This window comes from Pseudomonas sp. Irchel 3H3 (assembly GCF_900187635.1).
Lineage (GTDB): Bacteria > Pseudomonadota > Gammaproteobacteria > Pseudomonadales > Pseudomonadaceae > Aquipseudomonas.
The window spans coordinates 284,707-305,599 of sequence record NZ_FYEC01000002.1 but is presented as its reverse complement, the minus strand read 5'-3'; the positions used below and the strand labels follow the sequence as shown (position 1 = coordinate 305,599).

Below are 20,893 nucleotides of genomic sequence, written 5' to 3'. Positions count from 1 at the left end.
TTGATCCACTGTGGCGGGCCTGCGGGCGCCGCCACCTCTTTGCCAAGGTAGGACCCCTATGATGAGTCTTTTTGCGGTGCTGATTGACGGCACCATCTATGCCTCGTGGCTGTTCCTGGTAGCCGCCGGGCTTACCGTGATCTACGGGGTGATGCGCATCCTGAACATGGCCCATGGCAGCTTCTACGCCATCGGCGCCTATACCGCCGCGTCGCTGGTGGGCTGGTATTTCAACAACGGCATCGGGCCGGTGTGGGCGGGGTATCTGTTGATGCTCGGTTGCGCGCTGGTGGCCGGGCTGATCGTCGGGCTGATCATCGAGCGCGGGTTGTTGCGCTTCATGTACGGCCGCGACGAAGTGCTGATGGTGATCATCACCTACGCCTTGCTGCTGGTCCTCGAAGACAGCATGAAGATGGTCTGGGGGGTGAATCCTTACTTCGCCTATCAGCCGTATGCCGAGATGGGCCGCAGCGCCCTGGCGGGGCTCAAGGTGTCCAACTACGACCTGATGCTGGTCGGTGTGTCGGTGGTGCTGGGCCTGTGCCTGTGGCTGTGGCTGGAGCGCACCCACCAGGGCAAGGTGCTGCGCGCGGTGATCCATGACCGGGAAGTGGCGATGGCCATGGGCGTCAACGTGCGCCGCATGTTCACCCTGGTGTTCGTGCTGGGCACCATGCTCGGCACGCTGGCGGGTGCCCTGACGGCGCCGGCGATTTCCGTGGTGCCGGGCATGGGCGTGGAAATCATCGTGCTGGCCTTTGCCGTGGTCGTGGTCGGTGGCATGGGCAGCATCGAAGGGGCCGCTGTTGGTGCCTTGCTGGTGGGCCTGAGCCGTGCCGCCGCCGTGCACTACGCCCCGGAATTCGAACTCTTTGTGATCTACGGCGTGATGGCGCTGGTGCTTGCGGTGCGTCCGCAGGGCCTGTTCGGCCGCGTGCTGGCGAGGAAAATCTGATATGCGCCTCAATAGAACCGAACTGATACTGCTCGGCGTCGCGCTGCTGCTGGCCGCCGGCGGCTTGATTGCGCCGCAATGGCTGGTGTTCCTGCTGACGATGGCCCTGGCCAAGTCGATGGTGGTGCAGGGCGTGGTGATGCAGATGCGCGCGGGCCTGGTGACCTTCGGCCAGGGCCTGTACTTCTGCGTCGGCGGTTATGCCGTGGGCATGAGCGGGCACTTCCTGGAGATCTCCGACCTGGCCTTGCTGCTGGTGATCGGGGTGGGCGCAGCCGTGTTGCTGGCAATGCTGCTGGGCCTGTTGATGACCCGCTACCGAGAGATCTTTTTCGCCATGTTGTCGTTGGCGTTCTCGATGATCCTGTACGGCGTGCTGGTCAAGAGCTCGGCCCTGGGCAGCACCGACGGCTTCAACGTCAAGGCCTGGAGCCTGTTCGGCTGGAGCCCGGCCCAGGGCCAGGCGCCGCTCGCGCTGTTCATCATCATCGTCGGCGTCTGCGCGGTGTTGGCGGTGTTGCTGCACCGCTACAGCCGCAGCAGTGCCGGGATGATGTGCGAAGCGATTCGCGAAAACGAAGTGCGCGTCGAGTACCTCGGCCAATCTCCCCGTTGGGTGCTGTACATGAACTACGTGGCGGCGGCTGCGGTGTCGGCCCTGGGCGGCGGCTTCATGGCGCTGTCGGCCGGGCACATCGACCCGGAAATGGCGTACTGGATCACCTCTGGCGAGTTCGTGTTCATTGCCTTGCTCGGCGGTACCGCCCACGTCGCGGCGCCCTTCATTGCGGCGATTGTGTTTGCGGTGGTGCGCACCTATGCCATCGAGCTGGTGCCCCATAGCTGGCAAATGATTCTGGGCTTCACCTTGCTGGCGATCATCGTGTTCCTGCCCAAGGGGTTGTGGAGCCTGTTTACCGGACAAGCGCGGAGGGCCAAGGCATGAGCTGCATTCTCGAAACTCAAGGACTGTGCAAGGCATTTGGTGCGGTCACCGCGGCCAAGGACGTCAACGTGCGCATTCGGCCGGGCGAAGTGGTCGGCGTCATCGGTTCCAACGGCGCCGGCAAGACCACCTTTATCAACATGGTCACCGGCTACCTGAAACCCAGCAGTGGCCAGGTCCTGTTCAATGGCCAGTCGATCATCGGCCGCACGCCCCGGGCGATTACCCGCCTGGGCATGGCCCGCTCGTTCCAGGTCGCCCAGTTGTTCCCCCAGTTGAGCGTAATGGACAACCTGCTGATCGCCGTGGCGGCGGCGCAGAACCCGTTTCCCTCGCTGCTGGCGCCGATGCGCACGGCGGCGCGGGTGGCGTTGGCCGACGCGATGCTTGCGCAGTTTGACATCGCCCGCTGGCGCGATACCCAGGTCACCGCCGTGCCGCAGGGTGTGCGCAAGCTGATCGATATCGCCATGGCGCTGATCGGCGAGCCACAGATGCTGCTGCTCGACGAACCCACCAGTGGGGTCAGCGCCGAGGAGAAAACTGCGCTGATGGACACGGTGATGCGGGTGGTCGCCGAGCGCCGGGTGACGGTGTTGTTTGTCGAGCACGACATGGATGTGGTGCGTCGTTACGTCTCGCGCATCCTTGCGTTCTACAGCGGTGAAGTACTGGCCGACGGGGTGCCGGAACAAGTGCTGGCCAATCCGCGGGTGCAGGAGTTTGTCACCGGTAGCCAGAAAGTTCACCTGAGGGCCGCGCTATGAGTCTTGAGATTCGCAACCTGAGTGTGTCGATCGAAGGGGTGCCGATCCTGCACCAGGTGTCGCTGACCGTGGGCGCCGGGCAGATGGTGGGGTTGATCGGCCATAACGGCGCCGGCAAGACCACGCTGATCCGCGCCATCATGGGGTTGCTGGACGCCGACGCGGGTGACATGTCCTTTGCCGGGCAGGACCTGCGCACCCTGCCCAGCTTCAAGCGGGCAGCGGCGGGTATCAGCTATTTGCCGGAGGATCGGCGGTTGATCCCGGCGTTGACGGTCGAGGAGAACATCCTGCTGCCGGTCTGGGCCAATCACTTGGCCGACAGTCAGCGCCGCCTGGAATGGGTGTACAGCCTGATCCCGGAGATCGCCCAGTTCCGCGACCGCAAGGCCATGCAACTGTCGGGCGGCCAGCAAAAGCTGGTGGCGCTGGCCCGGGCGCTGATGCCCGGCAACAAGCTGCTGTTGCTCGACGAACCCTTCGAGGGCGTGGCGCCCGTGCTGTCGAGGCGCTTGAGCGAGGTGATCGCCAAGCTCGGGCAGGAAGGTTTGTGCGTGCTGATCAGCGAGTCCGATGACACTCATTCTGCTGACCTGGTCGATGCGTTGTTTCGCATCGAGCGCGGCAGCGTGACAGTAGGGTAGGGAGCACCATGTCGACATTTACCTTTGAAACCACCCCACGGGTGATCTGTGAAATTGACGGCGCCTTGCGCCTGGGCCAGTTGTGTCGCGAGCTCAAAGCCGAGCGGGTACTGCTGGTCAGTGACCCAGGCCTGCTGCGCGCCGGCTTGCTCGATGCACCGCTGGCGGCGATGCGCGAGCAGGGCGTGCAGGTCACGCTGTACAGCGATGTGCAGGCGGATCCGCCGGTGGCCGCGGTGCTGGATGCGGTGGAAGTGGCGCGCGGTTGCAGCGCCCAGGCGGTCATCGGGTTGGGCGGCGGCAGCTCCCTGGACACCGCCAAGCTGGTGGCGCTGCTGTGTGGTCACGAGCAGTCGCTGGAGTCCATCTACGGCATCAACCTGGCCAAGGGGCCACGGTTGCCGTTGATCCAGGTGCCGACCACTGCGGGCACCGGGTCCGAGGTCACGGCCGTGGCAATCGTCACTACCCCCAGCCATGAAAAGAAGGGCGTGGTCAGCCCGCTGTTGTATCCGGACATCGCCTTGCTGGATGCGCGCTTGACCGTCGGCCTGCCGGCGGCGATCAGCGCCATGACCGGGGTCGATGCGATGGTGCATGCCATCGAGGCCTATACCAGCGTGCACAAGAAAAACGTGTTGTCCGATGGCCTGGCGGTGCAGGCCCTGCGTTTGCTGGCGGGCAACCTGGATCGGGTACTGGCCGAGCCGGGTGACTTGGCGGCGCGTTCGGACATGCTCCTGGGTTCGATGCTGGCCGGCATGGCGTTCGCCAATGCGCCAGTGGCGGCGGTGCATGCGCTGGCCTATCCACTGGGTGGGCAATTCCACGTGCCCCATGGCTTGAGCAATGCCCTGGTGTTGGTGCCCGTGCTGAATTTCAACCGTTCGGCGGCCGAGCCGCTGTACGCGCAACTGGCCTCGGCGGTACTGCCGCAGCAGCGCTTTGCCAATGCGGCCGAGGCGTGCGAGGGGTTCATCGATTTCATGACCCGCCTGGTGGCGCGCATGCCGTTCGCCCAGCGTTTGCATGAGGTGGGCGTCACGGCCCAGGACCTGTCCCGGCTGACCGAGGACGCGCTGAAGGTCGAGCGCTTGCTGATCAACAACCCGCGTCCGCTCAACCGCGACGATATTCACGCCATCTACGCCTCGGTGCTGTAGGGCGAAGGAGTGATTCATGAGTTACGAATTCAGAAGCGTACCGCGCATCCTGTGTGAAGCCGGTGCGCTGCAACAGGTCGGGCACGTGCTCAGCGGATTGGGCGCACAACGGGTGATGCTGGTGTGCGACCCAGGCATTGTCAGCCTGGGTTTTGCCGCCAGTGCGCAACAGGCCTTGCACGCTGCTGGCTGCGAGGTGACGGTGTTCGATCAGGTGGTGCCCGATCCTTCGGCCAGTGTGGTCAAGCAGGCCGCAGCCCAGGCGCGCGCGTTCAAGGTCGATGGGGTGCTGGGGTTGGGGGGCGGCAGTTCCCTGGATGCGGCGAAACTGGTGGCCTTGCTGGTCAATAGCGAGCAGTCCCTGGAAGCCATGTACGGCACCGATAAAGCGCTGGGGCAACGGGTGCCGCTGGTGTTGATGCCAACCACCGCCGGCACGGGTTCGGAGGTGACCTGGGTCTCGGTAATCACTGATGAGCAGCAGTGCAAGCAGGTGGTGTACTCGCCGCAATTGCTGCCCGACGTGGCGGTGCTCGACCCCGAGCTGACCCTCGGCCTGCCGCCCAAGGTCACTGCCGCCACCGGCCTGGATGCCATGGTGCATGCCATCGAGGCCTACACCAGCCGCACGCGCAAGAACCCAATTGCCGACAGCCTGGCCACCGCCGCCTTGGCTTTGCTGGGACGCAATCTGCCCAAGGTGCTGGCCGATGGTCGGGACGTCGCGGCACGCACGGCGATGCTGCAAGGTTCACTGATGGCGGGCATGGCATTCGTCAATGCTTCGGTGGCGGCGATCCATGCCCTGGCCTATCCGTTGGGGGCGCGCTTCCATATTCCCCATGGCCACGCCAACGCCCTGGTCATGGCACCGATCATTCGCTTCAACCTCGCCCAGGCGCAGCGCCAATATGCTGAACTGGCAGCCTATCTGCTGCCGGACCAGCTGTTTGCCGATGAGGCCACGGCGGCCGAGGCGTTTGTCCTGGCCATTGAGGCGCTGGTGCGCGACAGCGGCCTGGAGACGCGTTTGTCGAAGCTACAGGTCGACGAACAGGCCATCCCGTCGATGGCCACGGAAGTGGTGGTAGGCATTCGCCGCTTGATCGACAGCAATCCACGGGACATGACGGAACAGGATGTAGCGGCCATCTATCGCGGGATTTTCTAAGCAGGAGCGTTGGCCTGGCGCTGAGTGTGAATCCATTCGGCCCAGGCCATGCAACCCGGGTGGTGGTTCTGGCCTGATGCCGGGTGGGCTGGCTGAGCACTCAATGTGAAGCTACATTTTCCTCTTTGAGTGCAAGGAACAATCATGCGGATATGGATGGCAGCGCTGGGGTGTGTGGTATTGGCGGGGTGTTCGTTACCGGCCTCGCTGGTGCCGGGGGAGCCGAACCTGAGCAAGGAGACTGCCAAACCGCCCAAGGAATACGCGGCGTGTGTGTTTTCAGCCTGGCAGCGCGAGGTGCCCAAGGCTACCCAGACCCAGATCTCCAACGGCTGGCGGATCAACGCGCCCAGCATCATTACCGCCGATGAGATCGTCGATATCGTCAAGTACAAGGACGGCAGCAAGGTCTCGTTGTACCAGGGACCACCGTGGGCCAAGTCGGCGGCCTTGCGCAAGGCGGTGCGCGATTGCCTGTAGCTCATGGGCTGGCTTGGGTTTCACAGACGAAATAATTGCTCTGGCGGTTTTTCGCGGTGAGGTCCTTGGTCAGTTGTCTGGCCGCCGCGACGCACTGTTGATAGGCATCGGGCTGCACCCAATGTTCAACGGCAATCACCTGGCAGTCGCTGCGCGAAGCGTCGGTGCACAGGTACAGCAGTAAAAAGACCGTCATACACTCTCCCGCACGCTCGCTGGCAGAATCTGTGCCGCCAGTACCCAGTATGTACGTCTCCATGACTTAGGCCAGCCTCGCGGCCGCCATTAGTCCATCAAGGAAGTTTTCATGATCACCACCACTACCCATTCCATCGAAGGTCGGCAGATTGCGGCGTACCTGGACATCGTCAGCGCCGAGTCCGTGCAGGGCATCAATGTGGTGCGGGATATATTTGCCGGCATGCGCGATTTTTTCGGCGGGCGTTCCCAGACCCTCGAGAAAGCCCTGCGTGAAGCCCGTGCCCAGGCCACTGACGAGCTCAAGGAGCGCGCCCGCAGCCTGCAGGCGGATGCGGTGGTGGGGGTCAACTTTGAAATCAGCATGCCCTCCGGCAAGGGCAGCATGCTGGTGGTCTTTGTGACCGGTACCGCGGTCAAGCTCAAGTAACCCGACTTGGGCCATTCGTCGGCGGATGGCTTTTTGAATGGGTGGTCCGGGTATGACCGGCTAGTCTGGAATCTCTTGAGGGTCTGTGCTTTTCAGGCAAACGCTTGTTTGTCGGTACCGACCTGTAGGGAGGGACGCAGAGATGAGCAATCCGTACATCGAAGATGATGGCGCTGAGTACCCGATCAACAACTGTGTGCACTGCGGGCAGACAGATTACGTCTCGGGGTTTGGCCAAGCGCCGAGCAAACCGGGTCAGGTCCGTGCGTCCACAGTGAGCAGGACTTCCAGTAAACCGTTCATGCCCAGGGTCACCGTGCCATTGCGCAAGTGATCGAAAACCCGACAGACCCCGCCGATGTGCGGGGTTTTTTGTGCCTGCGGTTTGGCGGGAGGAGGGGTGATATGCAGGTGTGTCATATTTTGTATCAATGTAACCAGGAGTGGTTGGGGTGTTTCACGTTTCTTTCACAAGCCAAAACGTAGGCTCAGCTCATCCGTTAAAAGCAAGTCTTGTCAGCCCGTTCCCCAGCGGGCTTTTTTTTGCCCGCGATAAAACTCTTCGGCTAATTGCTGTCCAACCCACGCGCACAGCAAGGTTGGCGGCGTCCTCGTCTGGACACCCCCCTTCAGTAGCAGCCCATTTCTACGATTCAATACTCTGTTTGAGGTTCATGTCATGCGTTTAACTCTGCCTGCTCTGGTTCTGGGGCTTCTGGTCGCTCAAGGTGCAATGGCTTCCGGTGATGGCACCGCGGCGTTGGGTGGCGGCCTGGGTGGCGCGTTGGGCAACGTGGTGGGTCAGAAGCTCGGTGGCAGCACCGGCGCGACCATTGGCGCGGGTGTAGCCGGCGCTGCCGGTGGTGCTGCGGGCGCCCACAAGGGTAATCGCACCAAGGCCGCCATTGGCGGTGGTGTCGGCGCGGCCGGTGGTTCGGTCATCGGGCGTTCGCTGGGCGGCAAGAATGGTGCAACCATCGGCGCCGGCCTGGGCGGTGCCGCCGGTGGCGCGGTAGGTAACAGCATGGGCAAGAAGGGTCACTGATCCTTCGCTGCGATGTACCGGTAGGAGCGGGCGCCCGCTTGCGGCTTGCTCGCGATGAACGCAACGCGTTTATTCAGGCAGCATGGGTAAGCGTTGACGTCCATCGCGAGCAAGCTCGCTCCTACAGTCAATCTGGCTGTCCGCACATTTTGCGTACGACCGCCACAAACCCAAGATCAAAAGATCGCAGCCCTAGGCAGCTCCCACAGCCGGGGTTCACAGCTCCAGTTGATCGGCGCGGATGCCGAATGCCGTGGCGATCTTTTCCCGGGTGGCGCGGCGTGGTTTGTTGACTGCCTCCTGTTGGGCAAACGCCGGCTGGGAAATGCCCAGGCGCCTGGCCACCTCTTCCTGGGTCAGGTTCAGGTGCTCGCGCCACGCGCGAATCGGGGTGGCCCCGTCGACAATGCGGCTGACCACCGAGTGTGGAATCAGCTCGGCAGTGCCGGTTTGGCTGATGTACTGCTGATAGGGGATGACCACAAAGGCCGGCTCGCCGTCCGGGCCCTTGATGATTTGAATCTCAGTAGGTGCGTTCATCGCGTTTTTTGACCTCTTGAATGCTGATCACCTGGATCGCGCCGTCCCACTCGAATAACACCCGGTAGTTGCCGACCCTGAGTCGATAGCCATAGGCATGAGGGCCCAGGGCTTTGACGTTGCTCACATCGGGCATGCGTTCGAGCAGCGTGACCGCGTCGCGTATTTTCCGTTGCTGGTCACTGTGTATCCGCAGCAGTTGCTTGACGGCTTTGCGGGTCCAGTAGATTTCGTTCATGAGAGTCTAATAAGTCTTCCATAAGTTAATCAACACTTATCTTATAAAATAATAAGTTAACCTCTCACGCTTTCCCTGCGCTCGAGATTCACCCTGGGCCCTGCTGTCGATGTTGCGACTGGCAAATGGTTGCCCCATGTAAACCAGGCTCGTTATGCTGCTGAACCCTTTCTTCGACCGTTGCGCGGTCGATCAGGGCCATGGCCGTACCTGAGCCGTTCCTGGAATGTTGTGTTGATAACGGATCAGATGCGATGAGTGCACAGCTGGAGTTGGGCCCGATCAAGGCCGTGATTTTTGATATGGATGGTCTGTTGCTGGATACCGAGGGCATTTACACCGAGGTCACGCAGATCATCGCGCAACGCTACGGCCGCACGTTCGACTGGAGCATCAAGCAGAACATCATCGGCCGTGGCGCCGCCGACCTGGCGCGTTATGTGGTGCAGGCGCTAGAGTTGCCCATCAGTGCCGAGGAGTTCCTGCGGGTTCGCGAACCCTTGATGCAGGAACGTTTTCCTCTTGCGCTGGCGATGCCAGGGGCGCGGGAGTTGGTTGAGCACTTGCAGGCCAACAACATTCCGATTGCCGTGGGCACCAGTTCTTCGAGTCAGTCCTTCGCGCAGAAAACCACCTTGCACCGTGACTGGTTCGCGCTGTTCGACACCATCGTCACCGCCGACGACCCTGAAGTCGGTGCCGCCAAGCCGGCCCCGGATATCTTCCTCACCGCCGCGCGCCGCCTGGGCGTAGCGCCTGAGGATTGCCTGGTGTTCGAGGATTCGCCATTTGGCGTCACTGCGGCGAAAGCGGCGGGGATGACCGCGGTAGCGGTGCCGGACGCGGCCATGGCTGACGAAAAGTATGCGCATGCCGACAGCATCTTGCGTTCGTTGAAGGCTTTTTCGCTGCAGGCCTATGGCTTGCCGGCACTTGAAACCGCCTGATCACTGATCCAGGCACAACAAGACGCCGGGTAACCTGGGCAGGGTTACCCGGCGTTTTGTTGTGCCGGTAAAGGTCTCAGGCGCCAAAACCACCGTCGATGGTCAAGCTGGCCCCGGTGATGTATCCCGCTTGCGGACCGGCCAGGTAGGCAACAAAACTGGCGATTTCGTCAGCGGTGCCATAACGGCCCACAGCCATCAGCGGGATCAGGCTTTCGGCGAACTCGCCGTGGGCCGGGTTCATGTCGGTGTCGACCGGGCCGGGTTGCACGTTGTTGATGGTGATGCCCCGTGGACCCAGGTCGCGGGCCAGGCCCTTGGTCAGGCCGACCAGTGCGGCCTTGCTCATGGCGTAGGGGCCACCACCGGCGAAGGGCATGCGGTCGGCGTTGGTGCTGCCGATGTTGATGATGCGACCGCCGGCGCCCATGTGCCGTGCGGCTTCCTGGCTGGCGATGAACACGCTGCGCACATTGATAGCCAGCGTCTGGTCGAAGTCTTCGAGTTTGAAATCCTCCAACGCAGCAATGGCCAGCACGCCCGCGTTGTTGACCAGGATGTCCAGCCGGCCAAAGGTTTGCACGGTGCTATTGACCGCCTGGCGGATGGCCACGGCATCGGCGCTGTCGGCCTGGATCGCCAGGGCTTTGCCGCCTGTGGCAATGATGCTGTCCTGCAGCTCCTTTGCCTTGGCGGTGGAGCTGACGTAGGTAAAGGCAACGACGGCGCCTTCAGCGGCCAGGCGCTGGACGATGGCCGCGCCGATACCGCGGGAGCCGCCCTGGATCAGCGCTACTTTGCCGCTGAGAGGTTGAGTGGTCATGTCGATCTCCAAAGTCCCGAGGCGAAGTGTCCCGGTTGATGGAGCCTAGTATTGATTTCCCATTACCCCCTGAGTAGACCCTGATTGCGATAGTCTGTGTAAACCAAAAGTTTATAGTGGCGATCATGGAAACCTTCAGCAGTATCGAATGCTTCGTCCGTAGCGCCGAGGTCGGCAGCTTTGCCGAGGCTGCACGACGCTTGAGCCTGACCCCGGCGGCGGTGGGCAAGAGTGTCGCCAAGCTGGAGGCGCGCCTGGGTGTGCGGCTGTTTCAGCGCAGTACCCGGCGCCTGACGCTGACCGAGGCCGGTCAGTTGTTTCTCGGTGAGGTCAGCGCCAGCCTGCATACGATCCAGAATGCGGTGGCCAACCTGGCCAGCGCCGAAGGGCGTCCGGCCGGGACCCTCAAGGTCAGTATGGGCACGGTGTTCGGCCGGTTGTACATCGTGCCGTTGCTGGGGGAGTTCCTGGGGCGCTATCCGGCGATCAACCCGGACTGGCATTTCGATAACCGCCAGGTCGACCTGATCGGCCAGGGCTTCGACGCGGCGATTGGCGGCGGCTTCGAGCTGCCCCAGGGGGTGGTCGCCCGTCGACTGACCCCGGCCCACCGGGTTCTGGTGGCGTCCCCGGAGTACCTGGCACGCCAACCGCCGGTGCTCGAACCGGATGATCTGCGCCACCACGACGGCATCCTGATTCGCTCGCCGCAGACCGGTCGCGTGCGTTCCTGGCAATTGACCAGTCGCCAGCAGCAACACAGCCCGCTGAACCTCAAGGTGCGGATGACCCTCAGTGACTCGGAAGCGGCCTGTGCCACGGCGACCCAGGGCCTGGGCATTGCGCTGGTGAGCATGCCGTTTGCGCTGGGTTATCTGCAGGCGGGAACGTTGCAGCGGGTGTTGCCGGACTGGTACGTCGATGACGGCAACATTGCCATCTACTACGCCGAGCACAAACTGCTACCGGGCAAGACCCGGGTGTTTGTCGATTTCATCATCGAGCAGTTTGTGCAGCAGCAGTGGGCTGTGCGATTCAGTGCGGTCTGAATCGCGCGGCGTGATGGTCGCGAGCAAGCTGTGCTCTCGCCAGGATCAGGCTTTCTTGATGATGTTGCCGGCGTGCAGGCCGCATTCTTTCTGGGTGGCCTCTTCCCACCACCAGCGACCTTCGCGCTCGTGCTGGTTCGGCAGCACCGGGCGGGTGCAGGGTTCGCAGCCGATGCTGATGAAGCCGCGCTCGTGCAGGCTGTTGTAGGGCAGCTCCAGCATGCGGATGTAGCCCCAGATCTCTTCGCTGCTCATTTGCGCCAGCGGGTTGAACTTGTACAGCGGGCGCTCGGCGGTGGAGAACGCGCTGTCGATTTCCAGCACGGCCACCTGGCTGCGGGTTCCCGGGCTCTGGTCGCGGCGTTGGCCGGTAGCCCAGGCGCGCACGCTGGAGAGCTTGCGGCGCAGCGGTTCAATCTTGCGGATGCCGCAGCATTCGCCGTGACCGTCCTTGTAGAAGCTGAACAGGCCTTTTTCCTTGACGAAAGGTTCCAGCTTGCTGTGGTCCGGCGACACCAGTTCGATCTGGATGTTGTAGTGCTCGCGGACCTGATCGATGAAACGATAAGTCTCCGGGTGCAGGCGCCCGGTGTCGAGGCTGAAGACCTTGACGTTTTTATTGAGCTTCCAGGCCATGTCCACCAGCACCACATCCTCGGCGCCGCTGAAGGAGATCCACAGGTCGTCCCCGAACTCGGCAAAGGCCAGTTTGAGAATGTCCTGGGCGGATTTGTTGGCATAGGTCGCGGCGAGTTCAGCGACGTCGAACGATGGGCTCATCAGGGCGGTTTCCTACAGGTCTGTGGCGCTAAGCGCTCTATATGCAGGCGATGTTAGCAAAAACCCAGGCCCGCTGGCGCGCTTGTCTGCGTTGCGCAGCGAGTTGCGACTCGCTAGAGTTCGGCAGTCCTTTTGCTCGCTCAACTCAATAATCAGTACAAATGGGAGTGTGTTGTGGAAATTGCCTGTCTCGACCTGGAAGGTGTCCTGGTCCCGGAAATCTGGATCGCCTTTGCCGAAAAAACCGGGATTGAATCCCTCAGGGCAACCACCCGGGATATTCCCGACTACGACGTGCTGATGCAGCAGCGCCTGCGCATCCTCGACGAGCACGGCCTGAAGCTGGCCGATATCCAGGAAGTGATCGGCACCCTCAAGCCGCTGGAGGGCGCCATCGAGTTCGTCAATTGGCTGCGTGAGCGCTTCCAGGTGGTGATCCTGTCCGACACTTTCTACGAATTTTCCCAACCGCTGATGCGTCAACTGGGCTTCCCGACCTTGCTCTGCCATCGCCTGGTCACCGACGAGACCGGTCGGGTCACCGGTTATCAGTTGCGCCAGAAAGACCCCAAGCGCCAGTCGGTCCTGGCCTTCAAGAGCCTGTACTACCGGGTGATCGCCGCGGGTGATTCGTACAACGACACCACCATGCTGGGCGAGGCTGATGCCGGGATTCTGTTCCATGCACCGGACAATGTGATCCGTGAGTTCCCGCAGTTTCCGGCGGTGCACACGTTTGCCGAGTTGAAGCAGGAATTTCTCAAGGCTTCGAACCGGGAGTTGAGCCTGTAACCGTCCTTGAGGACGCTATCGCGAGCAGGCTCGCTCCCACAATGGAATGTGCTCCCTGTGGGAACGAGCCTGCTCGCGATGTTTTTATAGGTTCTGCAGGGTTTCGAGCAGCACCTTCACCTTGGTGATCGACTCCTGATACTCGGCCTGCCACTGCGAGTCGGCGACGATTCCGCCGCCTCCCCAGCAGCAGACTTGGGCATCTTTGACCAGCAGGCTGCGGATGGCGATAGAACTGTCCATTTGCCCGCGCACGTCCAGGTACAACAACGAGCCGCAGTACAAGCCGCGACGGGTGGGTTCCAGTTCGTCGATGATCTGCATCGCGCGGATTTTCGGCGCACCGGTGATCGAACCGCCAGGAAAGCTGCCGGCGATCAGGTCCAGGGCGTCCTTGTCGGCTGCCAGCTCGCCGGTGACGCTGCTCACCAGGTGGTGCACGTTGGGGTAGCTTTCCAGGCTGAACAATTCCGGTACGCGCACCGAGCCGATGCGGCAGGTGCGGCCCAGGTCGTTGCGCAACAGGTCGACGATCATCAGGTTTTCCGCGCGATCCTTGGGACTGGCCAGCAGTTCAGCGGCATTGGCCGCGTCTTCGGCGGCATCGCGTCCGCGTGGGCGGGTGCCTTTGATCGGGCGGGTCTCCACCTGGCGCTGGCTGACTTTGACGAAACGCTCGGGTGACAGACTGAGTACTGCACCGCCGTCGGGCAGGCTCTGAAAACCCGAGAACGGCGTCGGGCACGCTGCCCGCAGTGCGCAATAAGCGGTCCAGGCGTCGCCCTGGCACTGCGCGCGGAACCGTTGGGCAAAGTTGACCTGATAGCAGTCACCGGCCTGGATGTAGTGCTGGATGCGCTCGAATGCCTGCCGATAATCCTCAGGACTGAGGTCGGGCCGCATCGGTCCCTCGAGGCTGAAAGTCGCGCTGCTCGCTGCGGCCGGCTGGCTGAACACGTCGCGCAGGCGCTGGCGCTCGGCCGCGCTGACGTGGGGGTGAAACACCAGTTGGCTGGTGCCCAGCAGGTGGTCGCTGATCAGCGCCCAGGCATACAGGCCGAAGCGCGCATCGGGCAGTTGCAGGTCGTCTTGCGCCTGGTGGGGCAGGGCCTCCAGGTGCCGGCCGAAATCGTAGCTGAGGTAGCCGATCAGGCCGCCGGCGAATGGCAGTTCGAAAGGCGCCGGGATGGTCGCTTCGCCCAATTGGCCGAGAGTGCTGCGCAAGCGTTGCAGGAAGCCTGCGCCGCTTTCATCCGGCGCGACCGCCAGCGTCGCCAGCGGCCAGGCGCTGAGCAGGTCATACCGCCCGCGCTCGGCAGTCGGTCGGCCACTGTCGAGCAGCACGCTGCCGGGAGCATGACGGATCGCCGCGAAATACTCGGCGGGGTTGGCGTGATAGGGCAGCGGGTATACGGAACAGGTCGACATGAGCGGGGTAGATCAGCCATTGAGGCGGGGTGGCGATTGTAGTCCTCTGTAGGAAATGCTCCTAGAGGGGATTGGCCATCACCAGCAGTCTGGCTCCCCCACGGACCCAGTGTGGGAGCCAGCCTGCTGGCGATAGGTGCAGCGGTTTCGGCGATCAGCCCTCGACCGCAGGAATATGCCCGAACCGGTCCTGGACAAACCGCACGCGCTCTTCCACGGTTTCGCTGATGCCCTGGGCCTTGAGCTCTTCCAGGCGCGCTTCCACCGCGTGGGTGCGCAACGTCAGCCCGCAGTCGTTGGCAATCTGGATGTTCAGCCCTGGACGCGCGTTGAGCTCGAGGATCAGCGGGCCTTTTTCCTGGTCCAGCACCATGTCGACGCCGATGTAGCCCAGGCCGCACAGTTCATAACAACCGGCGGCAAGCTTCATGAAACCGTCCCAGTAGGGCAGTTGCACGCCGTCCACCGCGTTGGTGGTGTCCGGGTGTTTGGTGATGATGTTGTTCAGCCAGGTACCGCGCAACGTCAGGCCGGTAGCCAGGTCGACACCAACGCCGATGGCGCCCTGGTGCAGGTTGGCCTTGCCGCCGGACTGACGGGTCGGCAAGCGCAGCATGGCCATCACCGGGTAGCCCATCAGCACGATGATGCGGATGTCCGGCACGCCCTCATAGCTGATGCTCTTGAAGATCTGGTCGGGTATCACCCGGTACTCGATCAGTGCACGGTCGCGGTGGCCGCCCAGGGAGTACAGGCCGGTGAGGATGCTGGAAATCTGGTGCTCGATTTCCTCATGGCTGATGATCTTCCCGGAGACGGTCCGATAGCGCCCTTCGAAACGGTCGGCGATCACCAGGATGCCGTCACCGCCGGCACCTTGTGCCGGCTTGATGACGAAGTCGCTGTGGCCGTCGATGATCTCGCCGAGCTTGTCGATTTCCTTCTCGGTGGAGATCACTCCGTACATCTGCGGTACGTGGATACCGGCCTTGATTGCCCGTTCCTTGGTGATGATCTTGTCATCGACGATGGGGTACAGGCTGCGCTTGTTGTACTTGAGCACGTAGTCGGCGTTACGCCGGTTGATGCCCATGATGCCCCGCGCCTCCAGGGCCTTCCAGGTCTTCCACAAACCGAACATTACGAGTCAGCCTTGAGGAAGGCTTTGAAACGCACCAGCTCGGTCAGGCGGTAACCGCGATAACGCCCCATGGCCAGCATGAAGCCCACCAGGATCAGCAGGATCGCCGGGAAGGTGAAGACGAAGTACACCAGCTCAGGCACGCTCATGATCAGGTGCGCCAGGGAGGCGGCGAACAGGGTGCCGATCGCCACTTTCATGGCATGGCCACCGCCACGTTCTTCCCAGGTAATCGACAGGCGTTCGATGGTCATGGTCAGGATCACCATCGGGAACAGCGCCACCGACAGGCCGCGTTCCAGGCCCAGCTTGTGGCTGAACAGGCTGATGGCGGCAATCAGCACCACCACGAACGTCAACACCACCGACAATCGCGGCAGCATCTGCAGTTTCAGGTGCTCAAGGTAGGAGCGTAGTGACAGGCCCAGGGCGGTAATCACGGTAAACAGCACGATCCCGAAGCCCAACTGGGTCTCGCGAAAGGCCAGGGCGATCAGCACCGGGGTGAAGGTGCCCAGGGTCTGCAGGCCGATCAGGTTACGCAGGATCAGGATCACCAGCACGCCGATCGGGATCATGACCATGATCATGAAGGTCTGCTGGGTTTGCAGGGGCAAGCCGTACAACGAGTACTCGAGGAAGTTGGCGTCGGTGTTCTCGTCGGTCAGCTTGGCCAGGCGAATGGCGTTCATTTCGCTGTTGTTCAGGCTGAAGGTCACGGTGGCTTTCTTGCCGCCATCGACGGTGATCAGGTTGTCATCGCCGGTCCACCACAGCAGGCGGTCGCTTGGCAGGCCCTGCTCGCCAGTCTCGGGGTTGAAGTACAGCCAGTCGGTACCGTTGAAGCTGCGCAGCCAGAGTTCCGGGGTCTGGGGCTGGTCGGCCACCAGGCGAATGGTGTGGACCTTTTCCACCGGCACGTGGGCGATGGACAGCAGCAGCTCGACGATCTTGGCCTTGTGCGCCGGCGCCGGGTCGCCCGCCAGGAGCATCTTGGCGTTGTCGTCGTTGCTGTTGTTGACTCGCTTGATCGCTTCGCTGATGAAGGTCTCGACGTCGGCCGAGTGCTGGCGGATCGGCGCGAGCAGGGCTTCGGCGGCGATCTTCTCCGGACCTTCGATGGCGATGCTGTCGCGGAAGGTCGGGCCCTTGATCTTGGGTTTATCGGCGGTGTAGCGCTTGGTCAGCACCAGGCGGTAGTACAGGGTCTGGTTGCCCTTGGCGCGGCGTGCCGACCAGGTGACCTTGCGGTTGCCGTCGACGCGGTTGACCGCCACCCCATAGTTGTTGGAGATGAAGCTTTCATTGAGGCTGACATAGTCGCGGCTCAAGGGCGGCACGAACATCTGGATCTTTACCGGGTCCTTGGCGCTGGCGACAAACTCGACCTTGGCGTCGATGTTCCACAGGTCGTCGGTGGCGTCTTCGGTCACCGGGATGCCCAGCACGAAAATCTGATAGGCCGTAACTGAAATGCCCAGCACCACCAGGATGGCGATCAGCAGTTTCAGATGAAGGGTAAGAGCGCGCATGGGTATTACTCTGCGGTGTGAACGTCGGTGGCGCAGGCGGGTTTGCCAGCAGCGTATTTAAGGCTAGGGTCGACCAGTGCATCAAAGCGTTTCAGGGCTTCGGAGCCGATCAAGAGCGGGTATTGGAATGCACTTCGGTCGGTCAAGTTCACTTCTATGCTGCGCAAAGCCGATCCCATGCAGATATCCAGCTCGATTACCGGACGTGCGGTGTACTTCTTGCCCTCTTCGGGATCGTAGTCACCGGCGCGCCGCTTGATCTTGCTGACCCGGGCCAGCGGGCGTTCGATCGGGTGCGAGTGGGCGGCGTCGATAGCCAGGTAGAAGCGCACCCAGGACTCGCCGTTGCGTTTGAAACGCTTGATATCGCGGGCACTGAGGGAGGCGGTCTTGGCCCCGGTGTCGAGTTTGGCCGCGACTTCCAGGTCGATGCCTGACAGCTGGGCGTATTCGTTGAGGCCGTACACGGTCTTTTCACCCGCGTAGCCAAGGCTCGGCAGGCAGGACAGGCAGAGCAATAAAGGGAGGTGCTTGAGTCTCATAAATCCTGGCGCGTTGCTGTCCATTCTTCAGTTCAAGGTGACTGGCATTGCTGCACAAGCGCCTCGTGTGCCTGCCATAAAAAGATGACAGGCAAATGCGGGCGGCATTCTAGCACGGTGGTTTTCTGGTGCCAGCGCCGAGGTGGTCCTTCGATTTCGATTTATCCAAAGGGTTTATTAGACGATTGTCGACAATCACTCTATTTCCTTTGACTGGAAGGCAGGTATTGGCTAGTTTATGGCGCATTGACTCACAAGGTGTCGACAATATGCTGGATCAACTCGATCCCCCGGTGCTGGCCTCGGACGATTCGGAAACCCTTTCCGAGAACGTCTTTCGCCGCATCCAGGCGGCCATCGTCAAAGGTGACATCGCCCCGGGCAGCAAAATCTCCGAGCCAGAGCTGGCGCGCACCTACGGCATTAGCCGCGGGCCGCTGCGCGAGGCCATCCACCGTCTCGAAGGCCAGCGCCTGCTGGTGCGCGTACCGCACGTCGGGGCCCGAGTGGTATCGCTGAGCCACGCCGAACTGATTGAACTCTATGAAATCCGCGAGTCGCTGGAAGGCATGGCCTGTCGCCTGGCCGCCGAGCGCATGAGCAGCGAAGACATCGACGAGCTGCGCCGGGTCCTGGAGACCCACGAGCGCGACGAGGCGTTCCAGGCAGGCGTGGGCTACTACCAGCAGGAAGGTGACTTCGACTTCCACTACCGGATCATCCAGGGCAGCGGCAACCGCACGCTGACCCAAATGCTTTGCGGCGAGTTGTATCAACTGGTGCGCATGTACCGCATCCAGTTTTCCGCCACTCCCAATCGGCCACGCCAGGCGTTTGCCGAACACCACCGAATTCTCGATGCCATCGCCGACCGTGACGGTGAATTGGCCGAGTTGTTGATGCGTCGCCACATCGGCGCTTCAAAACGCAACATCGCCCGTCACTATCAGGACGGCGCCCACCAGACAGTCACTCCACGAGGTGAGTCATGAGTTCCAACAAGAGCACACCAGGCCAGCGTTTCCGTGATGCGGTTGCCAGCGAGCAGCCGTTGCAAGTGGTCGGCGCGATCAACGCCAACCACGCGCTGCTGGCCAAGCGCGCCGGTTTCAAGGCTATTTATCTGTCCGGTGGCGGGGTGGCTGCCGGCTCCCTCGGCGTGCCGGACCTGGGCATTACCGGGCTGGATGACGTGTTGACCGACGTCCGCCGGATCACCGACGTCTGCGACCTGCCGTTGCTGGTGGACGTCGACACCGGTTTTGGTTCCTCGGCCTTCAACGTGGCCCGCACCGTCAAGTCGATGATCAAGTTCGGCGCGGCGGCGATCCACATCGAGGACCAGGTCGGCGCCAAGCGTTGCGGCCACCGTCCTAATAAAGAAATCGTGACCCAGCAGGAAATGGTCGACCGCATCAAGGCGGCCGTGGATGCGCGCACCGATGACAGCTTCGTGATCATGGCCCGCACCGACGCCTTGGCAGTCGAAGGCCTGGAGTCGGCCCTGGATCGTGCCGCCGCCTGCATCGAAGCCGGTGCCGACATGGTGTTCCCGGAAGCCATCACCGAGCTGGAAATGTACAAGTTGTTCGCCAGCCGCGTGAAAGCGCCGATCCTGGCCAACATCACCGAATTCGGCGCCACGCCGCTGTACACCACCGAGCAACTGAGGGCGGCCGACGTGTCGCTGGTGCTGTACCCGCTGTCGGCGTTCCGCGCCATGAACAAGGCCGCCGAGAACGTCTACACCGCGATCCGTCGCGATGGCACGCAGCAGAACGTCATCGACACCATGCAGACGCGCATGGAGCTTTACGATCGCATCGACTACCACACCTTCGAGCAGAAGCTCGATGCGCTGTTCGCGGCAAAGAAATAAGGCAAACCCTGTAGCAGCTGCCGAGCCCGCGAGGCTGTGTTCGAGTCCGAAGGACTCGCCAGCTGCTACACATATACGTTGTTAATCAGAAAGAACTTGCCGATTCCCTAAAAAATTCAAGATTGGAGACAGCAATGGCCGAAGCAAAAGTATTGAGTGGCGCCGGGCTCCGTGGTCAGGTTGCCGGGCAAACCGCACTGTCCACCGTTGGCCAGGAAGGTGCAGGCCTGACTTACCGTGGCTACGACGTGCGCGAACTGGCGGCGGATGCGCAGTTCGAGGAAGTGGCCTACCTGCTGCTGTACGGCGAGCTGCCGAGCCAGGCGCAACTGGACGCCTATGTGGCCAAGCTGAGCAAGCTGCGCGACCTGCCGCAAGCCTTGAAAGAAGTCCTCGAACGCATTCCGGCCGACGCCCATCCGATGGATGTGATGCGTACCGGCTGCTCGTTCCTCGGTAACCTGGAGGCCGAGCACAGCTTCAGCGAGCAGCACGACAAGACCGACCGCCTGCTGGCCGCCTTCCCGGCGATCATGTGCTACTGGTATCGCTTCAGCCACGACGGCAAGCGCATTAATTGCGTCAGCGACGAACCGTCCATCGGTGGTCACTTCCTGCACCTGCTGCACGATGAGAAGCCGAGCGAGTTGCACGTCAAGGTAATGAACGTGTCGCTGATCCTCTACGCCGAGCACGAGTTCAATGCGTCGACCTTCACCGCGCGGGTTTGCGCTTCGACCCTGTCGGACCTGTTCTCCTGCATCACTGCGGCCATCGGTTCGCTGCGTGGCCCGCTGCACGGTGGCGCCAACGAGGCGGCGATGGAAATGATCCAGCGCTTCTCGTCGCCTGAAGAGGCGATCAAGGGCACCCTGGGCATGCTCGAGCGCAAGGACAAGATCATGGGCTTCGGCCACGCGATCTATAAAGACAACGATCCGCGCAATGAAGTGATCAAGGGCTGGTCGAAAAAACTCGCCGACGAAGTCGGTGACAGCGTGCTGTTCCCGGTCTCCGAAGCCATCGACAAGACGATGTGGGAGCAGAAGAAACTGTTCCCCAACGCCGACTTCTACCATGCCTCGGCGTACCACTTCATGGGCATCCCGACCAAGCTGTTCACCCCGATCTTCGTCTGCTCGCGCCTGACCGGCTGGGCGGCACACGTGTTCGAACAGCGCGCCAACAACCGCATCATCCGCCCGAGCGCCGAGTACACCGGCGTCGAACAGCGCAAGTTCGTGCCAATCGAACAACGCTGATCTGGAGGGCGCTGACGCAGGGATCTGAACATTATGCAGATCCCTGTGGGAGCGGGCTTGCCCGCGATGACAGGGTCACATTCGACATAAATGTCAGATGACCCACCGCAATCGCGGGCAAGCCCGCTCCCACAGTGG

26 protein-coding genes are annotated in these 20,893 nt (G+C 62.1%); 16 read left to right on the top strand and 10 right to left on the bottom strand.

Going from position 1 to position 20,893, the window contains the following annotated elements; translation table 11 throughout:
• The first annotated feature begins 58 nt into the window (after positions 1 to 58).
• From CKW24_RS04315 to CKW24_RS04285, 7 genes are all read left to right on the top strand, one after another.
• Entirely contained in the window at positions 59 to 958 is a 900-nt protein-coding gene (locus CKW24_RS04315; protein WP_095165546.1) for a branched-chain amino acid ABC transporter permease, read from the top strand.
• 1 nt (position 959) lies between these two features.
• Positions 960 to 1,904: a branched-chain amino acid ABC transporter permease gene (locus tag CKW24_RS04310; RefSeq protein WP_095165544.1), complete on the top strand. Its 945-nt coding sequence runs from the start codon at positions 960 to 962 to the stop codon at positions 1,902 to 1,904.
• A complete protein-coding gene (locus CKW24_RS04305; protein WP_095165542.1) occupies positions 1,901 to 2,671 on the top strand; it encodes an ABC transporter ATP-binding protein in 771 nt (256 codons plus the stop codon). The genes CKW24_RS04310 and CKW24_RS04305 overlap by 4 nt, the downstream gene beginning before the upstream one ends.
• Entirely contained in the window at positions 2,668 to 3,315 is a 648-nt protein-coding gene (locus tag CKW24_RS04300) for an ATP-binding cassette domain-containing protein (protein ID WP_095165540.1), read from the top strand. The genes CKW24_RS04305 and CKW24_RS04300 overlap by 4 nt, the downstream gene beginning before the upstream one ends.
• Before the next feature lie 8 nt (positions 3,316 to 3,323).
• The gene (locus CKW24_RS04295) at positions 3,324 to 4,478 is read left to right on the top strand and encodes an iron-containing alcohol dehydrogenase (protein ID WP_095165538.1); all 1,155 of its coding nucleotides are present in this window, start codon (positions 3,324 to 3,326) and stop codon (positions 4,476 to 4,478) included.
• Between the two features lie 16 nt (positions 4,479 to 4,494).
• Positions 4,495 to 5,649: an iron-containing alcohol dehydrogenase gene (locus CKW24_RS04290; protein WP_095165536.1), complete on the top strand. Its 1,155-nt coding sequence runs from the start codon at positions 4,495 to 4,497 to the stop codon at positions 5,647 to 5,649.
• Between the two features lie 144 nt (positions 5,650 to 5,793).
• The gene (locus CKW24_RS04285; RefSeq protein ID WP_095165534.1) at positions 5,794 to 6,129 is read left to right on the top strand and encodes a hypothetical protein; all 336 of its coding nucleotides are present in this window, start codon (positions 5,794 to 5,796) and stop codon (positions 6,127 to 6,129) included.
• A 1-nt stretch (position 6,130) separates the two neighbouring features.
• Here the strand turns inward: CKW24_RS04285 and CKW24_RS04280 are convergent, their stop codons facing one another.
• A complete protein-coding gene (locus tag CKW24_RS04280; protein WP_095165532.1) occupies positions 6,131 to 6,325 on the bottom strand; it encodes a hypothetical protein in 195 nt (64 codons plus the stop codon).
• Between the two features lie 111 nt (positions 6,326 to 6,436).
• On the opposite strand from CKW24_RS04280, the gene CKW24_RS04275 reads away from it, so the two are divergent.
• Complete coding sequence (locus CKW24_RS04275) at positions 6,437 to 6,757, top strand: YbjQ family protein (RefSeq protein WP_095165530.1); 321 nt, start codon at positions 6,437 to 6,439, stop codon at positions 6,755 to 6,757.
• A gap of 142 nt (positions 6,758 to 6,899) precedes the next feature.
• The gene (locus tag CKW24_RS28330; RefSeq protein ID WP_095165528.1) at positions 6,900 to 7,091 is read left to right on the top strand and encodes a hypothetical protein; all 192 of its coding nucleotides are present in this window, start codon (positions 6,900 to 6,902) and stop codon (positions 7,089 to 7,091) included.
• Here CKW24_RS28330 and CKW24_RS28155 read toward each other — a convergent pair.
• Positions 7,013 to 7,177, bottom strand: coding sequence for a hypothetical protein (locus tag CKW24_RS28155; RefSeq protein WP_159987270.1), 165 nt, complete (start codon positions 7,175 to 7,177; stop codon positions 7,013 to 7,015). The genes CKW24_RS28330 and CKW24_RS28155 overlap by 79 nt on opposite strands.
• A 259-nt stretch (positions 7,178 to 7,436) precedes the next feature.
• Between CKW24_RS28155 and CKW24_RS04265 the strand changes: the two genes are divergently transcribed.
• Entirely contained in the window at positions 7,437 to 7,802 is a 366-nt protein-coding gene (locus CKW24_RS04265) for a glycine zipper domain-containing protein (RefSeq protein WP_095165526.1), read from the top strand.
• A gap of 216 nt (positions 7,803 to 8,018) precedes the next feature.
• Here CKW24_RS04265 and CKW24_RS04260 read toward each other — a convergent pair whose 3' ends face one another.
• Entirely contained in the window at positions 8,019 to 8,342 is a 324-nt protein-coding gene (locus CKW24_RS04260) for a helix-turn-helix domain-containing protein (protein ID WP_095165524.1), read from the bottom strand.
• Positions 8,326 to 8,580, bottom strand: a complete 255-nt coding sequence (locus CKW24_RS04255) for a type II toxin-antitoxin system RelE/ParE family toxin (RefSeq protein WP_095165523.1) — start codon at positions 8,578 to 8,580, stop codon at positions 8,326 to 8,328. Before CKW24_RS04255 ends, CKW24_RS04260 begins: the two co-directional genes overlap by 17 nt.
• Positions 8,581 to 8,834: 254 nt before the next feature.
• On the opposite strand from CKW24_RS04255, the gene CKW24_RS04250 reads away from it, so the two are divergent.
• Positions 8,835 to 9,527, top strand: a complete 693-nt coding sequence (locus CKW24_RS04250) for an HAD-IA family hydrolase (protein WP_095165521.1) — start codon at positions 8,835 to 8,837, stop codon at positions 9,525 to 9,527.
• A 76-nt stretch (positions 9,528 to 9,603) separates the two neighbouring features.
• Here CKW24_RS04250 and CKW24_RS04245 read toward each other — a convergent pair whose 3' ends face one another.
• Positions 9,604 to 10,350, bottom strand: coding sequence for a 3-oxoacyl-ACP reductase family protein (locus tag CKW24_RS04245; protein ID WP_095165519.1), 747 nt, complete (start codon positions 10,348 to 10,350; stop codon positions 9,604 to 9,606).
• 125 nt (positions 10,351 to 10,475) lie between these two features.
• Here CKW24_RS04245 and CKW24_RS04240 point away from each other — a divergent pair, with 125 nt between their 5' ends.
• A complete protein-coding gene (locus CKW24_RS04240) occupies positions 10,476 to 11,399 on the top strand; it encodes a LysR family transcriptional regulator (RefSeq protein WP_095165517.1) in 924 nt (307 codons plus the stop codon).
• A gap of 45 nt (positions 11,400 to 11,444) precedes the next feature.
• Here the strand turns inward: CKW24_RS04240 and CKW24_RS04235 are convergent, their stop codons facing one another.
• Complete coding sequence (locus CKW24_RS04235) at positions 11,445 to 12,179, bottom strand: phosphoadenylyl-sulfate reductase (protein ID WP_095165515.1); 735 nt, start codon at positions 12,177 to 12,179, stop codon at positions 11,445 to 11,447.
• Between the two features lie 174 nt (positions 12,180 to 12,353).
• On the opposite strand from CKW24_RS04235, the gene thrH reads away from it, so the two are divergent.
• Positions 12,354 to 12,971: a bifunctional phosphoserine phosphatase/homoserine phosphotransferase ThrH gene (thrH, locus tag CKW24_RS04230; protein WP_095165513.1), complete on the top strand. Its 618-nt coding sequence runs from the start codon at positions 12,354 to 12,356 to the stop codon at positions 12,969 to 12,971.
• Between the two features lie 84 nt (positions 12,972 to 13,055).
• Here the strand turns inward: thrH and pabB are convergent, their stop codons facing one another.
• The 4 genes from pabB to CKW24_RS04210 all read right to left on the bottom strand — a co-directional run bounded on the left by pabB (position 13,056) and on the right by CKW24_RS04210 (position 17,614).
• Entirely contained in the window at positions 13,056 to 14,399 is a 1,344-nt protein-coding gene (pabB, locus tag CKW24_RS04225; RefSeq protein WP_095165511.1) for an aminodeoxychorismate synthase component I, read from the bottom strand.
• 154 nt (positions 14,400 to 14,553) lie between these two features.
• Positions 14,554 to 15,540 (bottom strand): alpha-L-glutamate ligase-like protein, encoded by a 987-nt coding sequence (locus tag CKW24_RS04220; protein WP_095165509.1) that lies wholly within the window; start codon positions 15,538 to 15,540, stop codon positions 14,554 to 14,556.
• Positions 15,540 to 17,072: an inactive transglutaminase family protein gene (locus CKW24_RS04215; RefSeq protein ID WP_095165507.1), complete on the bottom strand. Its 1,533-nt coding sequence runs from the start codon at positions 17,070 to 17,072 to the stop codon at positions 15,540 to 15,542. Before CKW24_RS04215 ends, CKW24_RS04220 begins: the two co-directional genes overlap by 1 nt.
• Positions 17,073 to 17,077: 5 nt before the next feature.
• A complete protein-coding gene (locus CKW24_RS04210; RefSeq protein WP_095165650.1) occupies positions 17,078 to 17,614 on the bottom strand; it encodes an ATP-dependent zinc protease in 537 nt (178 codons plus the stop codon).
• Positions 17,615 to 17,883: 269 nt separating this feature from the next.
• Between CKW24_RS04210 and CKW24_RS04205 the strand changes: the two genes are divergently transcribed.
• From CKW24_RS04205 to prpC, 3 genes are all read left to right on the top strand, one after another.
• The gene (locus tag CKW24_RS04205; protein ID WP_095165505.1) at positions 17,884 to 18,606 is read left to right on the top strand and encodes a GntR family transcriptional regulator; all 723 of its coding nucleotides are present in this window, start codon (positions 17,884 to 17,886) and stop codon (positions 18,604 to 18,606) included.
• Positions 18,603 to 19,493, top strand: a complete 891-nt coding sequence (prpB, locus tag CKW24_RS04200; protein WP_095165503.1) for a methylisocitrate lyase — start codon at positions 18,603 to 18,605, stop codon at positions 19,491 to 19,493. The genes CKW24_RS04205 and prpB overlap by 4 nt, the downstream gene beginning before the upstream one ends.
• 134 nt (positions 19,494 to 19,627) lie before the next feature.
• Positions 19,628 to 20,755: a 2-methylcitrate synthase gene (prpC, locus tag CKW24_RS04195; RefSeq protein WP_095165501.1), complete on the top strand. Its 1,128-nt coding sequence runs from the start codon at positions 19,628 to 19,630 to the stop codon at positions 20,753 to 20,755.
• Positions 20,756 to 20,893 lie beyond the last annotated feature (138 nt).

What these genes read in the sequence shown, in the direction of transcription:
- CKW24_RS04300 (WP_095165540.1), top strand. Translation starts at nt 2,668, where the DNA reads ATGAGTCTTGAGATTCGCAACCTGAGTGTGTCGATCGAAGGGGTGCCG.
- CKW24_RS04260 (WP_095165524.1), bottom strand. Translation starts at nt 8,342, where the DNA reads ATGAACGCACCTACTGAGATTCAAATCATCAAGGGCCCGGACGGCGAG.
- CKW24_RS04310 (WP_095165544.1), top strand. Translation starts at nt 960, where the DNA reads ATGCGCCTCAATAGAACCGAACTGATACTGCTCGGCGTCGCGCTGCTG.
- CKW24_RS04235 (WP_095165515.1), bottom strand. Translation starts at nt 12,179, where the DNA reads ATGAGCCCATCGTTCGACGTCGCTGAACTCGCCGCGACCTATGCCAAC.
- CKW24_RS28330 (WP_095165528.1), top strand. Translation starts at nt 6,900, where the DNA reads ATGAGCAATCCGTACATCGAAGATGATGGCGCTGAGTACCCGATCAAC.
- CKW24_RS04255 (WP_095165523.1), bottom strand. Translation starts at nt 8,580, where the DNA reads ATGAACGAAATCTACTGGACCCGCAAAGCCGTCAAGCAACTGCTGCGG.
- CKW24_RS28155 (WP_159987270.1), bottom strand. Translation starts at nt 7,177, where the DNA reads ATGACACACCTGCATATCACCCCTCCTCCCGCCAAACCGCAGGCACAA.
- CKW24_RS04315 (WP_095165546.1), top strand. Translation starts at nt 59, where the DNA reads ATGATGAGTCTTTTTGCGGTGCTGATTGACGGCACCATCTATGCCTCG.
- pabB (WP_095165511.1), bottom strand. Translation starts at nt 14,399, where the DNA reads ATGTCGACCTGTTCCGTATACCCGCTGCCCTATCACGCCAACCCCGCC.
- CKW24_RS04295 (WP_095165538.1), top strand. Translation starts at nt 3,324, where the DNA reads ATGTCGACATTTACCTTTGAAACCACCCCACGGGTGATCTGTGAAATT.
- CKW24_RS04250 (WP_095165521.1), top strand. Translation starts at nt 8,835, where the DNA reads ATGAGTGCACAGCTGGAGTTGGGCCCGATCAAGGCCGTGATTTTTGAT.
- CKW24_RS04245 (WP_095165519.1), bottom strand. Translation starts at nt 10,350, where the DNA reads ATGACCACTCAACCTCTCAGCGGCAAAGTAGCGCTGATCCAGGGCGGC.
- CKW24_RS04290 (WP_095165536.1), top strand. Translation starts at nt 4,495, where the DNA reads ATGAGTTACGAATTCAGAAGCGTACCGCGCATCCTGTGTGAAGCCGGT.
- CKW24_RS04210 (WP_095165650.1), bottom strand. Translation starts at nt 17,614, where the DNA reads ATGAGACTCAAGCACCTCCCTTTATTGCTCTGCCTGTCCTGCCTGCCG.
- CKW24_RS04285 (WP_095165534.1), top strand. Translation starts at nt 5,794, where the DNA reads ATGCGGATATGGATGGCAGCGCTGGGGTGTGTGGTATTGGCGGGGTGT.
- CKW24_RS04280 (WP_095165532.1), bottom strand. Translation starts at nt 6,325, where the DNA reads ATGACGGTCTTTTTACTGCTGTACCTGTGCACCGACGCTTCGCGCAGC.
- CKW24_RS04265 (WP_095165526.1), top strand. Translation starts at nt 7,437, where the DNA reads ATGCGTTTAACTCTGCCTGCTCTGGTTCTGGGGCTTCTGGTCGCTCAA.
- CKW24_RS04305 (WP_095165542.1), top strand. Translation starts at nt 1,901, where the DNA reads ATGAGCTGCATTCTCGAAACTCAAGGACTGTGCAAGGCATTTGGTGCG.
- CKW24_RS04215 (WP_095165507.1), bottom strand. Translation starts at nt 17,072, where the DNA reads ATGCGCGCTCTTACCCTTCATCTGAAACTGCTGATCGCCATCCTGGTG.
- prpC (WP_095165501.1), top strand. Translation starts at nt 19,628, where the DNA reads ATGGCCGAAGCAAAAGTATTGAGTGGCGCCGGGCTCCGTGGTCAGGTT.
- prpB (WP_095165503.1), top strand. Translation starts at nt 18,603, where the DNA reads ATGAGTTCCAACAAGAGCACACCAGGCCAGCGTTTCCGTGATGCGGTT.
- CKW24_RS04240 (WP_095165517.1), top strand. Translation starts at nt 10,476, where the DNA reads ATGGAAACCTTCAGCAGTATCGAATGCTTCGTCCGTAGCGCCGAGGTC.
- CKW24_RS04220 (WP_095165509.1), bottom strand. Translation starts at nt 15,540, where the DNA reads ATGTTCGGTTTGTGGAAGACCTGGAAGGCCCTGGAGGCGCGGGGCATC.
- CKW24_RS04205 (WP_095165505.1), top strand. Translation starts at nt 17,884, where the DNA reads ATGCTGGATCAACTCGATCCCCCGGTGCTGGCCTCGGACGATTCGGAA.
- CKW24_RS04275 (WP_095165530.1), top strand. Translation starts at nt 6,437, where the DNA reads ATGATCACCACCACTACCCATTCCATCGAAGGTCGGCAGATTGCGGCG.